At 70.8% G+C, this 14804-nt stretch carries 13 protein-coding genes; 8 read left to right on the forward strand and 5 right to left on the reverse strand.

The genetic code is table 11. The features are described 5' to 3' along the window. Window positions 1–197: 197 nt before the first annotated feature. The 8 genes from VHU88_22195 (at window position 198) to VHU88_22230 (ending at window position 8587) form a co-directional block, all read left to right on the forward strand. Entirely contained in the window at window positions 198–1799 is a 1602-nt protein-coding gene (locus VHU88_22195) for an ABC transporter substrate-binding protein (GenBank protein ID HEX3614414.1), read from the forward strand. 157 nt (window positions 1800–1956) lie between these two features. Next, entirely contained in the window at window positions 1957–2646 is a 690-nt protein-coding gene (locus tag VHU88_22200) for an iron dependent repressor, metal binding and dimerization domain protein (protein HEX3614415.1), read from the forward strand. Between the two features lie 52 nt (window positions 2647–2698). Next, window positions 2699–3460 (forward strand): SDR family oxidoreductase, encoded by a 762-nt coding sequence (locus tag VHU88_22205; GenBank protein HEX3614416.1) that lies wholly within the window; start codon window positions 2699–2701, stop codon window positions 3458–3460. Between the two features lie 73 nt (window positions 3461–3533). Beyond that, window positions 3534–4586: an alpha/beta hydrolase gene (locus tag VHU88_22210; GenBank protein ID HEX3614417.1), complete on the forward strand. Its 1053-nt coding sequence runs from the start codon at window positions 3534–3536 to the stop codon at window positions 4584–4586. Window positions 4587–4596: 10 nt separating this feature from the next. Continuing rightward, window positions 4597–5673 carry an alpha-hydroxy acid oxidase gene (locus VHU88_22215; GenBank protein HEX3614418.1) on the forward strand — a complete coding sequence of 359 codons (1077 nt, stop codon included), beginning with the start codon at window positions 4597–4599 and terminating at the stop codon, window positions 5671–5673. Between the two features lie 77 nt (window positions 5674–5750). After that, on the forward strand, window positions 5751–7307 hold the full coding sequence (locus VHU88_22220) for an AlkA N-terminal domain-containing protein (GenBank protein ID HEX3614419.1): 1557 nt from the start codon (window positions 5751–5753) through the stop codon (window positions 7305–7307). Window positions 7308–7381: 74 nt separating this feature from the next. Further along, window positions 7382–7903 (forward strand): methylated-DNA--[protein]-cysteine S-methyltransferase, encoded by a 522-nt coding sequence (locus tag VHU88_22225; GenBank protein ID HEX3614420.1) that lies wholly within the window; start codon window positions 7382–7384, stop codon window positions 7901–7903. Window positions 7904–8011: 108 nt separating this feature from the next. Continuing rightward, window positions 8012–8587 (forward strand): hypothetical protein, encoded by a 576-nt coding sequence (locus VHU88_22230; GenBank protein HEX3614421.1) that lies wholly within the window; start codon window positions 8012–8014, stop codon window positions 8585–8587. Window positions 8588–8612: 25 nt separating this feature from the next. Here the strand turns inward: VHU88_22230 and VHU88_22235 are convergent, their stop codons facing one another. From VHU88_22235 to gcvP, 5 genes are all read right to left on the reverse strand, one after another. Then, complete coding sequence (locus VHU88_22235; GenBank protein ID HEX3614422.1) at window positions 8613–9347, reverse strand: SDR family oxidoreductase; 735 nt, start codon at window positions 9345–9347, stop codon at window positions 8613–8615. Further along, entirely contained in the window at window positions 9344–9988 is a 645-nt protein-coding gene (locus VHU88_22240) for a class I SAM-dependent methyltransferase (protein ID HEX3614423.1), read from the reverse strand. The genes VHU88_22235 and VHU88_22240 overlap by 4 nt, the downstream gene beginning before the upstream one ends. A 101-nt stretch (window positions 9989–10089) precedes the next feature. Beyond that, complete coding sequence (locus VHU88_22245) at window positions 10090–11238, reverse strand: acyl-CoA dehydrogenase family protein (GenBank protein HEX3614424.1); 1149 nt, start codon at window positions 11236–11238, stop codon at window positions 10090–10092. A gap of 18 nt (window positions 11239–11256) precedes the next feature. Further along, window positions 11257–11799, reverse strand: a complete 543-nt coding sequence (locus VHU88_22250; protein ID HEX3614425.1) for a hypothetical protein — start codon at window positions 11797–11799, stop codon at window positions 11257–11259. A gap of 97 nt (window positions 11800–11896) precedes the next feature. Beyond that, a complete protein-coding gene (gene gcvP / locus VHU88_22255) occupies window positions 11897–14773 on the reverse strand; it encodes an aminomethyl-transferring glycine dehydrogenase (GenBank protein HEX3614426.1) in 2877 nt (958 codons plus the stop codon). Window positions 14774–14804: the final 31 nt, after the last annotated feature.

Genomic DNA, 14804 nt, shown 5'->3' on the forward strand with positions numbered 1-14804 from the left:
AGGCGATCGTAGTCTGTTGACCGCAGGGAACACAGACAAGTGATGCAGTGTCACAAACCGAGTGGGTCCCGCCGCATCGGCTGGGCCCACTCGTGCTTTACCGATCTTGCTCCGGCCCCGGTTCGGCTTGCGCCGCCTGGGAACCGAGCGGTGATCTACTTGTGAACGTAAGCATGAGCGCGGGGAGGCGTCGCAAGATGAAACCGTTTTCTGACCGCCGCAAGTTGGTCGTGGCCATCCCGCTGACAGCGGGGGTCGTCCTGCTGGCCGCGGCCTGCGGTCCCACCCGGACCGTCATCGTGGCGCATCCGGAGCAGCCCACTGCGCCACCCGCGCCCGCGGGACCGAGCGCCGACAACACCGCCAAGCTCGTCGCCGCCGTCGCTGCCTACCTCGACTCGCACGCGGCACCGGGCAAGGACCCGGCCTTGGAGACAGCGAGCCAGAAGTCCCTGCACGCGGCACTCGCTGCGGCCCGGGCAGAGGTCGCCGCGGCCAAGACGCAACCGGCGGCGACGCAGGCCGCGCCGGCGTCGACCGGCGTCAAGGCGCAGGTCGCGCTCAAGCCGGAGGCCGCCTCCCAGCAGCAGGACAACCAGAGCCGCTACGACAAGATGAACGGCGCCACGGACACCGGGGTCACCAAGAACGAGATCAAGCTCGGTTCGATCAACATGCACGGCATGGCGCTGGCCAACGTGGTCACCGAACCGGTGTACCGCGGGGCATTGGCCACGATCGCCTCGATCGACGACCGCGGGGGCGTGCTCGGCCGTCGGCTGTCACTGGTCGACTGCGACGACGGCGCCGGTGAGGTGTCGCGCGCGAAGTCGTGCCTGAAGAAGTTGGTCGGCCAGGACGGGATCTTCTCGCTGATCACGGCCCAGGACTGGGCCACCGCGTCGATGCACGACGACCTGCACCTGTACGGGTTGCCCTACGTCGGGTCCTGGGCCTACTCCCAGACCGAGTGGCAGGACCCGTTCATGTTCCCGACGCACATGTCGATGATCCACGAGGCCATGGCCGGCGCGAACTGGGTGCGCAACGTCGTCCACCCGAAGACCTACGGTCTGCTCTGCCTGACCAGCCCGGAGATGCAGTTGGCCTGCTCGCAGGTCCAGCACATCCTCGACGCCTCCGGCGCCAAGATGGTCAAGAAGGTCGACGTGGCGATCTCCGAGACCTCGATGGCCGCCTACGTGCTGGCCTTCCGGGCGGCCAACCCGGACCACATCATCCATTACGTGATCAACCCGGCGACCGTGATCAAGTTCATGATCGAGGCCGCCCAGCAGGGCTACTACCCACCCAAGGGCGTCTCCGGCAACCACTTGGCCGGCGAGGCCGTCGGTTCGTTCATCGGGAATTGGCCCGTCGGCCGCTATTGGGTGAACACCACCTACCGGCTCTGGGGCGCGGACTTCATGGCGGTCATGGAGCGGTACTCGAAGACCAACGTCGGGTTCACCCACCACATCGTCCAGGCGGCTTATGTCGGGGTGAACATGTTCGCCGAGGCTGCCCGCGAGGTCGGCCCGAACCTCACTCGGTCGCGGTTGATGGCCGCGCTGGGCAACGGTCAGGTCTGGAACACCGACTCGGACATGGACCAGAAGTTCAGCTACTCCCCCGTCGAACGTGGCGGGTCCTACGACAGCCAGACCTGGAGCGCCGACGACGCCCAGGGCCGGGAGTTCATGTACAAGTACACGAGCACGAACACCACCTCGAAGCCGGACGGGTCCCCGAACGGTTGGGAGCTCGCGGATCAGGGCGTCATCCACACGGACAAGTGAGGATCGATCTTCCTACCTGAACCGGCTTCTGACGTGGCGTCAGATCTGAAGTGGGGCCCGGCCGATTCGGCCGGGCCCCACTTGTTCACCCCACCAGCCGTTCGACGCCGCTATAGGTTAGCCTTACCTAACCATAGGTGCCATAAGGCGGTGTCGTGTGAAGGGCCTGATCGACGCCCAGGAGATGTACCTGCGCACGATCCTCGAGATCGAGGAGGAGGGGGCCCGACCGCTCCGGGCGCGCCTGGCGGAGCGGCTCGGCCAAGCCGGACCGACCGTCGCCGGAACGGTCGCGCGGATGGAACGCGCCGGCCTGGTCCGGATCGAGGACGACCGCCACCTCGAGCTGACCCGCAAGGGCCGCTCCCTCGCGGTCCGGGTGATGCGCAAGCACCGGCTGCCCGAATGCCTGCTGGTTCACGTGATCGGGATGGACCCCGGGGAGGTGCACGAGGAGGCCTGCCGATGGGAGCACGTGATCTCCGAGACCGTCGAACGCCGGCTGCTCGAGATTCTCGGCCACCCCACCCACTCCCCCTACGGCAACCCGATCCCCGGTCTCGACGAGCTCGGCGACGGCCCGACCGTGCCCGCGGAAGCCCTGATCCAGCCCCTGCACCAGGTGACCGGAGCGGAGGTCGAGGTTCTCGTGCACCGCATCGACGAACCGCTGCAGGCCGACCACGACCTCATGCGCGACCTGTGGCGAGCCCGCATCCGGCCGGGCGAGATCGTCGCCTGCCGGCCCGACTCCGGCCGGGTCCTGGTCGGGCGATCCGGCGAGACGATCGAACTGGGGGCCGAGCTGGCCGCCCACATCCACGTAGAGGTCATGGCCGAACGCTGAACCGCGGCTTAGGGTGAACCCGACGTTCCCGTCCCACAAATAGGAGGCCTCCGTGACCGGACAGCTTGCCGACCGCGTTGCCGTGATCACCGGAGCAGGCCGCGGAATCGGCCGCGCGATCGCCGAGGCGTTCGACGCCGAGGGCGCGATCGTGGTGGTCTCCGACATCGACGAAGGCGCGGCCAAGGAGGTCGCCGCCACGTTGAGCCGGGCCGAGGCAGTCGCCTGCGACGTGCGCGACGAGGCCGCGGTGCAGGCGCTCATCCGCGGCACGGTGGAGCGGCACGGCCGCGTGGACGTCAGTGTGGCCAACGCCGGCATTGCGATCGTGAAGCCGCTGGCGGAGACCTCGCTCGCGGAGTGGCGGGCGGTGACCTCGGTCAACCTCGACGGGGTGTTCCTGACCGTGCGGGAATCCGCGCTGGCGATGGCCGCCGCCGGCGGCGGCTCGATCGTGGTCCTCGGCTCGATCACCGCGCTGCGCGGCTCCCCACTGATCGGCTCCTACGCCGCGACCAAGGCCGCCGTGGTGAACCTGACCAAGACCGCGGCCACCGAGTTCCGGGCCCACGGCGTTCGGGTCAACGCGTTGCTGCCGACGTTTATCGGCACCGACCTGGTCAACGAGAACATCCCGACGTTCAGCGCCGCGCTGGGCGGCGACTTCATTCCGCTGATCGAGCAGAAGCAGGTCCGGATGGGCGAGGTCGGCGACATCACGCCGTTGGCCGTCTACCTGGCCAGTGACTCCTCGAAGTTCACCACCGGTTCGGACTTCGTCGTCGACAACGGGTGGACCGCTTCGCTGCTCTAGGGCACAGCTCGCAGGTCGGACACATCCGACTTAGGGTGTAAGCCTGTCTCCCGACCGCGTTTGCGAGGCCCAGATGAGAACGCACCGCAGCATCCGCATGACTGGCCTGGCCGCACTGGTGATCGCCGCGGCGACACCGGCGTTAGTCGAGCGGGCAGAGGCCGCCCCGACCGGCGTCACGTCGCTGCCGATCGCCTTCCGCGTCCACAACACCAACACCTCTGACGTCGACTGCGTCTCCGACGACAAGGCCTACGACGTGGTCGGGCACATCGCCGGACCCGCGGCGCTCATCCGGGGCGGACGGATCCCCGCCGCGACCCTGTACCTGCACGGCGACGCGGTCGACGAGAGCATGTGGCGCTACTCGAAGGTCCCCGGCTACGACTACGCCGCCGACCTCGCCGGACGCGGCCTGGTCTCGGTGACGATCGCCCGCCTCGGGTACCCGGGCAGCGGCAAGCCGGACGGCAACGACCTGTGCTTCGGCAGCGAGGCCGACGTGGCCCACCAGATCATCACCGAACTGCGCAGCGGTGCCTACCAAGCAGGCGGAGGCGGGAACGCACCACGCATCGACAAGCTCGCCCTGGCCGGACACTCGGCCGCAGGCTTCATCGCGCAGGCCGAGGCGTACTCGTACAACGACATCGCGGCGCTGGTCGTGGTGGCATCGGGTGAGTTCGTCACCCCGCGCGTGCCGGCGGCGGTCGGGGAACAGCAGGTGCGGTGCTCCGGTTCCGGCGACGGGTACGCGTTCATCGAGGGCACCGACGCCGAGGCCGCGGCAGATTTCTTCCACGACGCCGACCCGGCGATCGTCGCCGACGTCTCCGCGCACCGCCCGGAGGACGCGTGTGGCGACCTCGCCAACGCTCCGGCGGGGATCCAGGCCGACCTCCAGAAACTGCGCGAGGTCAAGGTGCCGGTCCTGGTGATCACCGGTGCGAACGACGCGTTCTTCGCCCAGCCCGAGCAGCAGGCGAAGCTGTTCAGCGGCAGTCCGGACGCCACCGGCGTCACGCTGCCCGACACCGGCCACGCAATCACGCTGGGACACACCGCCGGTGCCTTCCGCGACAAGATGGCGGCCTGGCTGCAGGCACACGGCCTGGGCAGCGCGTGATCATTGACCCGTGGACTGCGACGCACTCGAGGCAAGCGCCCGAGAACAGCTGACCCAACTCGCCTACGACTACTACGCGGGCGGGGCCGACGACGAGATCACGCTGGCCGAGAACGTCGCGGCCTGGCGGCGTATCCGGTTACGGCCGCGGGTGTTGCGCGACGTCAGCGCGATCGACACGGCGACCACCGTGCTGGGCACGGCGGTGACGGCTCCGGTCCTGGTCGCCCCGACCGCCTACCAGCGACTGGCGCACGACGAGGGTGAGCGGGCGACCGCTCGCGGCACTGCAGCCGCCGGCACCCTGCTGATCGTCTCGACCTTGGCCACGACCCGACTGGAGGACGTCGCGACCGCCGCCCCCGACGGGGTGCGGTGGATGCAGATGTACCTCCAGCGCGATCGGAGCGTCAGCGCCGAACTGGTCGCTCGAGCGGTCGCGGCCGACTACCGGGCGCTGGTGCTCACCGTCGACCTGCCGGTGGCCGGGCTGCGGCGGCGCGACGAACGCAACGGCTTCACGTTGCCGCCGGGCCTGAGCCTGGCCAACCTCGGGATCACCCACCCGGACATGCCGATGGGCGGGTCGGCATTGGCCGCCCACGTCCGCCAGGACTTCACCGCCGCGATCACCTTCGACGACATCGGTTGGCTGGCCGAGATCTCCGGCCTGCCGGTGGTGGTGAAGGGCGTGCTGCGGGGCGACGACGCCGCGGCCGCCGTCGCTGCCGGCGCGGCCGCGGTCGTCGTCTCCAACCACGGCGGGCGGCAGTTGGACGGGGCGATCGCCACCGCCGAGGCGCTGCCGGAGGTGCTCGACGCGGTCGGCGACCGCGCCGAGGTCTACGTCGACGGCGGGATCCGCGGCGGCACCGACGTGCTCAAGGCGCTCGCGGCCGGTGCGCGTGCAGTCCTGCTCGGGCGGCCGGTGATCTGGGGCCTGGCCACCGGCGGGGCCCCCGGGGTGCAGGCGGTGCTGGACGGCTTCGTCGACGAACTGGCCCGGGCGATGGCGTTGTGCGGGGCTGCCGACATCGCCGCGCTGACTGCCGACCTGCTGGCGCCTACGGACCTCAAGCGTTTCTGACGCAGCGTCAGGCCCGCCGAGCCTGATGTCGTTTTTCAGCTGGACGGTACCGCCGTCAGCGAGGCAGGCTGGTCTGCATGCACCAGCAAAGGGAGGCCTGCCTGCGGGCGGTTGCCGCGAAGGATCCGCGCTTCGACGGCTGGTTCTTCGTCGGGGTCCGGACCACCGGCATCTACTGTCGGCCGTCGTGCCCGGCGAACCCGAAGGCCGGCAACCTGACCTTCCACCCGAGCGCCGCCGCCGCGCAGGCGGCGGGCTACCGGGCCTGCAAGCGGTGCCGGCCGGACGCCAGCCCGGGCTCGCCGGAGTGGGACACCCGGGCCGACGTGGTGGCCCGGGCGATGCGGTTGATCGGCGACGGCGTGCTCGACCGCGAGGGCGCGCCGGGCCTGGCCGCCCGACTCGGGTACAGCCTGCGGCAGGTGCAGCGGCTCATGCAGGACGAGTTGGGGGCCGGGCCGTTGGCGATCGCCCGGGCGCACCGGGCGCAGACGGCGCGACTGCTGATCGAGACCACCGACCTGACCATGACCGAGGTGGCCGCGGCTGCCGGGTTCGGCAGCATCCGGGCGTTCAACACCGCCGTGACCGAGGTTTTCGCGACCTCGCCGACGACCTTGCGGGCCGCGGCCCGGCGTACCGGTGCGGGCTCCCCGGACGGCGTGCTCGACGTTCGGTTGGCCTACCGCGGCCCGATGTTCCCGGACAACCTGTTCGGACACCTGATCGCCACCGGTGTACCCGGGGTCGAGGAGTGGCGCGACGGTTGCTACCGGCGCACCCTCGACCTTCCGCACGGACCGGGGATCGTGTCGCTGCGACCGCCGCCGACCTCGCTCGCGAGCGGTTTCGTCGCCGCGCGACTGCGGCTGACCGACCTGCGGGACCTGCCGGTGGCCATTGCGCGGTGTCGGCGGATGCTTGACCTCGACGCCGACCCGACCGCGGTCGACGAGGTGCTCGGCGCCGACCCGGCCCTGGCCACCGAAGTGGCGCGAGCGCCGGGCCGGCGAGTGCCACGCACCGTCGACGGCGCGGAGTTCGCGGTCCGTGCGGTGCTCGGCCAGCAGGTTTCGACCGCCGCGGCGCGAACCCACGCGGCCCGTCTGGTGCTGGCGCACGGCACCCCGGTGGACGACCCGGACGGCGGGCTGACGCACCTGTTCCCGAGCGTCGAGTCGTTGTCCGCCATCCGCCCGGAGACCTTGGCGATGCCCGCGAGCCGGCGGACCACCCTGCTGGGCCTGCTGGCGGCCCTGCGGTCGGGGGCGCTCGACGTCGGCCCCGGCGCGGATCAGGCGGCGGCCCGGGCCGGGTTGGCCGAACTGCCCGGTATCGGGCCGTGGACCACCGAGGTGATCGCGATGCGGGCGCTGGGCGACCCCGACGCGTTCCCGGCGACCGACCTCGGGGTGCGACAGGCGGCGGACGCACTGGGGCTGCCCCGTCCACAGGCCGCCTTTGTCCACAGATCGCGCGCGTGGGCCCCGTGGCGGTCCTACGCCGTGCAGTATCTGTGGGCGAGCGGCACGCACAGGCAATTGAGGCGAGCGGAGCGCGAGGTGAGTCTTGCACTGGAGTTGGCTCGCGGGCGCCGGGTTCCTCGCGATCCCGAGCCGATTGAAGCCTGTTGACCGAAGGAAACATGCCGTCAACCGGATCCCCGACAGCGCAGCGATCTGACTTCGCGTCAGCTAGAGGAGAAGCAGTGGACACCATCCGCCGACACGTCGTCGTCGAGTCACCGATCGGGCCTCTCACCTTGGTCGCCGACGGTGCGGCGCTGAGCTGTATCTACATGACCGACCATCGCCACATGCCGGATCCGGGGCGGTTCGGGCCCGAGGTCGACCCGCCGGTCGACGACGTGCTGTCCCGCGCCGCGGATCAGTTGGCGGAGTACTTCGCCGGGGAGCGGCAGGAGTTCGACGTCCCGCTGGACGAGGCGGCCGGCACCGAGTTCCAACGGAAGGTTTGGGCGGAACTGCGCGAGATCCCTTACGGGGAGACGATTTCCTACGCCGAACTGGCCCAGCGGATCGGGCAGCCGACGGCGTTCCGGGCGGTCGGCCTGGCCAACGGCCGCAATCCGATCTCGATCATCGTGCCGTGCCACCGGGTGGTCGGCTCCGGCGGCAGCCTGACCGGATACGGCGGCGGGACCGACCGCAAGCAACTCCTGCTGGACCTCGAGGCTAAGACTGCCGGGACGGAGGTCAGCCTGTTCTGAGGCAGGCGGCGTCACCCGTTCGGGTCGCGCCACTGTGGGCGGGGCGATCAATCCGGTCAGACTCTCGCGAAAGCACCCGATACCCCCCGGATTCGTCTTGGAGTCGTCATGGACCGCAAGTCCAGCCGCGCCCGCAAATCGGTGACCACGGTCGCCTCGCTCGTCGGCCTCGCCACTGCGCTCGCGCTGGCCGTCCCGTCCGCGGCGAGCGCCGCCAGCCACCACGACCGCAACTGCGGCAACTTCGACCACTCGGACCAGGCGTTCGGCGCCCCGTTCGACGGGCACAACCGGCACCGTCCGGGCGGCTTCCACACCACCGCCGAGCCCCGCGACGACCGCGACGGCGACCAGGTCGGCAACCGCGACGACCGTCGCGACGGTGATGACCGCATGGGCAACCGCGACGACCGTCGCGACGGCGACGACCACATGGGCAACCGCGACGACCGTCGCGACAGCGACGACCACATGGGCAACCGCGACGACCGTCGCGACAGTGACCAGCGCTCGGGCTTCGCCTCCGACCGCGACCGTCGCGACAGCGACCGCTACCGGGCGCCTGGCTTCCGCGACGGCGAGATCTCCCGCGACGAGAGCGGCGGCAACCGCAACTGCAACAACTTCGACCACCAGGGCAAGCAGATGTACATCCCGCCGGGTCTGCTCGACGACCCGCGGTAATCCCCGGGCGGGGCGGCGCCGCGGTTCAACGCCCGCCGCCCACATCCAGCACCGCACCGGTGATGTACGAAGCGGCCGGCGACAGCAACCAGACGATTGCGGCAGCTACCTCATCCGGGCTGCCCAGGCGGCGCAGTGGGATCGACTCGACCCGCTGCGCTGCTGCGTCCGGACCGTCGGGGTGGATGCCGGTGTCGATGATTCCGGGGCGGACACAGTTCACCCGGATGCCGGACGCCGCGACTTCCTGCGACAGCCCGACGGTGAATGCGTCGACCGCGGCCTTGGAGGCCGCGTAGTCGACGTACCGCCCCGCGCCCCCGAGCACGGCCGCGCGCGACGACACGTTCACGATCGCTCCCCCGGCGCCGTCGGAGAGCATGAGCCGCACCGCCTCGCGGGCGCACAGGATCGTGCCGAACACGTTGACGCCGAAGACCTCCTCGAGTTCGTCGGACTCCAACTCGGCCACCGGTCGCAGCGGCGAGACGACCCCGGCGTTGTTGACCAAACCGCGCACCGGGCCGAGTTCGGCCGCCTGCTCGAACAACTCGAGCACGTCGGTCTCCATCGCCACGTCGACCTTCGCCAGCGTCACTTCCGCGCCGAAGTCCGCGCACTGCGCGGCGACCGCCTCGGCCGCCGCGACATCGCGTCGAAATGCCAGACACAGGTCCCAGTCGTCGGCGGCAGCCAGCAGCGCGGTGGCCGCGCCGATCCCCCGGCCTCCGCCGGTGACCACCAACGTGCCCCGACTCATCGACGTGCCACCCGAGCCCCACCCGGATGTTTCTCGACGACCTCGGCAGCACTCGGCGGCGGCCAGGGCGTGGCGTCCAGCACGATGTCGATCGCGTCGCCCTGCTCGGTCGGGCGGAACAGGTGCGCCAACTCCCGGACCGCGAGCCCGGCCGCCGCCGCGGCCAGGTCGGCGATCTCGGCCAGCACGCCCGGGTCGGACGGGCCGCCGAAGCCGTGGGTGAGGTTGGTGCGGGAGTGCCCGATGTAGAGCAGTCGTCCGGTCGGGGTCAGATGCTCACCGGCGGCGGACAGCACCGCGATCAGCTCCGTCACCGGCAGGTGCAGGTAGGCGACCAGAATCAGGTCGACCGGCTGGGGCGGGGCCCAAGACCGCGCGTCAGCCTGCTCCCAAACGACCGGCGATCCGAGTTCGGCCGACCGTTTCGTGGCCTGTTCCAGCGCGACACCGGAGATGTCGACCCCGGCGACCTGCCAGCCGCGCCGGGCCAGCCATAGCGCGTTGCGTCCGTTCCCGCAGGCCAGGTCGACCGCGCGGCCCGGCTCCGAGCCGGCCACCCGTTCCCGGACGAAGCGGTTCGGCTCCGCGCCCCATAACGTCGGTTCTGCCGCGTACCGCGCGTCCCAATCGGCCCCCTGCACGCGCAGCAACGTACCCGACCCCGCACTTGTGCTGCCTGTCCCACCTATCCGGACGCGCCGATACGTGGGACAGGCAGCAGAAGTCGGGAGTTGGTTGGGGCTCAGGTGAACGCGCTCACCCCGGTCAGCGCGCGGCCGATGATCAACCGCTGGATCTGTGAGGTTCCTTCGTACAGCGTCATCGCGCGCGCGTCGCGCAGGTACTTGCCGATCGGGTGGTCATCGACATAGCCGTGGCCGCCGAACACCTGCAGGGCGTTGTTCGAGGCGCGCACTGCGACCTCGGAGGCGAACAGTTTCGCCTTGGACGCCGACAGCCCGGCCTCCGGCGACCCGGCGTCGAGCAGCGTCGCGGTGTGCCGCACCAGGCAGCGGGCCGCGTCGGTCTCCACGGCGATGTCGGCCAGCAACTGCTGGACCAGTTGGAACTCGGCGATGCTTCGGCCGAACTGCTCGCGCTGCTTGGCGTAGGCGACGGCCACGTCCAGGCAACCACGCGCCAGGCCGACGCAACCGGCGGCCACCGACAGGCGCCCGCCGTCGAGCGCACTCATCGCGATCCGGAAACCATTTCCGAGTTCGCCCAGGCGCGCGCTGTCCGGGACGCGAACCTGATCCAGCGTCAGATTTCCGGTGGACTGGCTGCGCAGCCCGAGCTTCCCCAGCACGGCGACGGCGCTGAAGCCGTCGGACTCTGTCGGCACCAGGAACGCGCTGATGCCCTTGGCACCCGCCTCGCCGGTCCGGGCGAATACCAGCACCATGTCGGCCCAGGTTCCGTTGGTGATGAAGACCTTCTCGCCGGTGATCAGCCAGTCGTCGCCGTCGGGCACGGCCTTGGTACGAAGTGACGACGGGTCAGATCCACTGTCGGGCTCGGTCAGCCCGAAGCAGCCGAGGTTCTCCCCTGCGCACAGACCGGGCAGCCACTGCGCGCGCTGCTCCTGCGTCCCGAAACGATAAAGGGTTTTCCCGACCAGCCCGAGGCTGACCGAGACGATGCCGCGCACGCACGAGTCGCCGCGGCCCAGTTCCTCCATCATCGCCGCGTAGACCGGGTAGTCCCCGCCGGAGCCACCGTCGGCCTCCGGGATCGTCAGGCCAAGGGCACCGATCGCGCCCAGCTTGGCCACGATCCCGCGGTCCATCTTCTCGGCCTTGTCCCAGGCGATCGCGTGCGGCGTGACCTCGTGGTCCACGAAATTCGCGACGACCTTGCGGTAGGCGTCGAGTTCGGTGTCCGTCGACATGGCGACCAACCTAGCCGCTCACCCGTCGTCGGGACCCGCGCTCGGCAAGGGGGTGGCCACCCCGGTCCCGGCGTCGAAGGCTGTGCCGTTCCACTCGTAGCGGTGCACGACCTGCAGGTCGGGGCAGCATCGCGGCGCGGTCGGGCCGAACGCGAACGTGGTGACGATCGCCTGGCTGCCGGCCCCGTCGAGGTCGGAGACGACCTCGCCCGCGGTCGGCTTGAGCAACTCGCCGGCGACCCGTGGCCCGGCGGTACCCGCCGCGATCGCGAACACGGCCGACGGCGGGCTGCCCATGCCCTCGTCGCACCGGACCGCGACGATCGCGTCGGGGACGCCGTCCCCGGTGAAGTCGAAGAAGTGCTGGCGTACCAGAAGGAGCTTCTGTCCGCCGCAGTCGACCTGGCCCTTCAGCAACGGGAGCAAGTCGTCCGGCAACGGCGCCGCCGCGGGCGCATCCGCCCCGGAACTCGAGCCGCAGGCGCCGAGCACGACCGCGGCCAGACCGACCGCGACCACCCGCCCGAGCACGCGAAGCAGGATACGGCGATGCGCGGTCACCGACCGACGCCTCCGGAACCTCATCTTCTGCGCGTGTCCGCGCCCTTGCGACGCCCCGAAGGGCGCGGACAGGCGCAGAAGATGCGGAGGGCCTGGGTCAGGACTCGGCGGCGAGGTCCTCGAGCGAGGGGCAGGAGCAGATCAGGTGCCGGTCGCCGTAGGCCCCGTCGATGCGGGAGACCGGCGGCCAGTACTTGTCGACCTGCGAGACCCCGGGCGGGAAGACCGCCTCGGCGCGCGAGTACGGGTGCTCCCACTTCTCGACCGCCAACGTCGCGGCGGTGTGCGGGGCGTTGCGCAGCGGGTTGTCCTCGGCCGGCCATTCCCCCGCGGCGACCCGCTCGATCTCGCCGGCGATCGCGATCATCGCGTCGCAGAAGCGGTCGATCTCTGCCAGGTCCTCGCTCTCGGTCGGCTCGACCATCAGCGTCCCAGCCACCGGGAACGACATCGTCGGGGCGTGGAACCCGTAGTCGATCAGGCGTTTCGCGACGTCCTCGACGGTCACGCCGGTGCGCTTGGTGATCGGGCGCAGGTCGATGATGCACTCGTGCGCCACCAGGCCGGTGCCTCCGGTGTAGAGCACCGGGAAGTGCTCGCCCAGTCGAGCGGCGGTGTAGTTCGCGGTGAGAATCGCGACCAACGTGGCGTGCCGCAGGCCCTCGCCACCCATCAGCCGGATGTAGGCCCACGGGATCGGCAGGATCCCGGCACTGCCGAACGGGGCGCCGGAGATCGGGCCGACGCCGGTGGCCGGACCGGCGTCGGTCGACAACGGGTGGTTGGGCAGGTACGGCGCCAGGTGCGCGCGGACCGCGACCGGGCCGATGCCCGGACCGCCGCCGCCGTGCGGGATGCAGAACGTCTTGTGCAGGTTCAGGTGGCTGACGTCGCCGCCGAACCGACCCGGCTTCGCCAGGCCCAGCAGCGCGTTGAAGTTCGCGCCGTCGATGTAGACCTGCCCACCGGCGGCGTGCACCAGGTCGCAGACCTCGGTGATGCCCGCCTCGAACACCCCGTGGGTCGAGGGGTAGGTCAGCATGATCGCCGCCAGCCGGCCGGCGTGCTCTGTGAGCTTGGCACGCAGGTCAGCCAGGTCGACGTCGCCGGACTCGGTGTCGCATCCGACGACCACGACCCGCATCCCGGCCATCACGGCGGACGCGGCGTTGGTGCCGTGCGCGGATGACGGGATCAGGCAGACGTCGCGCTCGGCGGCGCCGTTCGCCTTGTGGAAGGCGCGGATCGCCAGCAGCCCGGCCAGTTCCCCGGCCGACCCGGCGTTCGGCTGCAGCGAGACCCGGTCGTATCCGGTGAGCTCGGCCAACCAGCCCTCCAGGTCGCGGATCAGTTCCAGGTAGCCGACCCGGTCCTGCGCCGGCGCGAACGGGTGCAGCCCGGCGAACTCCGGCCAGGTCACCGACTCCATCTCGGTGGTGGCGTTCAGCTTCATCGTGCAGGAGCCAAGCGGGATCATGCCGCGGTCCAGCGCGTAGTCGCGCCCCGCCAGCCGCATGACGTAGCGCAGCATCTCGGTCTCGCTGTGGTGGGTCCGGAACACCGGCGCGGTGAGGAAATCACTGCCCCGGTGCAGATCCGCGGGCAACGCGTTGCGGACGTCGTCCGCAGATGTCGTAAGGCCGAAAGCGGCCAGGACGTCGGCGACGATGCGGTCGGTGGTGGTCTCGGCGCAGGCGATCCGGACGCGGTCCGGGCCGTCGGCGCCGAGGTTGATGCCGCGCTCGCGGGCCGCGGCCAGAACCTGCTCGGCCTGCCCCGGCACGCGGGCCAGCACCGTGTCGAAGAAGGTGTCGTGCACGACCTCGACGCCGCCGGCCCGTAGCGCCGCGGCCAACTCCGCGGCGTGCCCGTGCACCCGGCCGGCGATCGCGCGCAGCCCGTCGGGCCCGTGGTAGACGGCGTACATGGAGGCCATCACCGCCAACAGGACCTGCGCCGTGCAGATGTTGCTGGTGGCCTTCTCCCGACGGATGTGCTGCTCCCGGGTCTGCAGAGCCAACCGGTACGCGGGCCGCCCCTCGGCGTCGACCGACATCCCCACCAGCCGGCCCGGCAGCGCCCGCTCCAGCCCCGCCCGGACGGCGATGTAGCCGGCGTGCGGGCCGCCGAAGCCCATCGGGACGCCGAACCGCTGGGTGGATCCGACCGCCACGTCGGCGCCCCACTCACCCGGGCCCTGCACCAGTGTGGTGGCCAGCAGGTCCGCGGCCGCCGTCACCAACGCGCCGCGCTCGTGTGCCGCAGCGACCAGCCCGGCGTAGTGCTCCCGGGAGTGCAGAACCCCGGAGGCGCCCGGGTACTGCACGACCACCCCGAACACCGCGCCGTCCGGCAGCCCGCCGGTCAGGTCGGCCACCTGGACGTCGATCCTGAGCGCCTCGCACCGGGTGCGCACCACGGCGACGGTCTGCGGCAGGCACTGGGCGTCGAGCACGACCCGCCCGTCCGGGATCCCGCGTACCGACCGGCGCATCAGCGTGACCGCCTCGGCCACGGCGGTGGACTCGTCGAGCAGGGACGCGTTCGCGATCGCCAACCCCGTCAGGTCGGCGACCATCGTCTGGAAGTTCAGCAGCGCCTCGAGCCGGCCCTGGGAGATCTCCGGTTGGTAGGGCGTGTAGGCGGTGTACCAGCCGGGGTTCTCCAGCACCTTGCGCAGGATCACGCCCGGGGTGACGGTCTCGGCGTACCCCAGCCCGATCATCGATGATCGCACGGTGTTGGCGCGGGCGAGCTCCCGGAGAGCGGCCAGCACCTCGAACTCGGTCAGCGCGTCCGGGACCGCGAGTCGGGTGTCGGCCGGCAGCCGGATCGAGTCGGGGACCGCGGCTATCGCCAATGCCTCCAGCGAGGGTTGGCCGATCGCGGCGAGCATTCGGGCCTGCTCGTCGGCGTCCGGTCCGACGTGGCGGCCGACGAACTCACCCAAAGCGTTCGGGGACTGCGAGGACATAGGGGCTCCGTCCGACGGCCGGGCCGTGATC

The organism is Sporichthyaceae bacterium (genome assembly GCA_036269075.1).
GTDB lineage: Bacteria > Actinomycetota > Actinomycetes > Sporichthyales > Sporichthyaceae > DASQPJ01.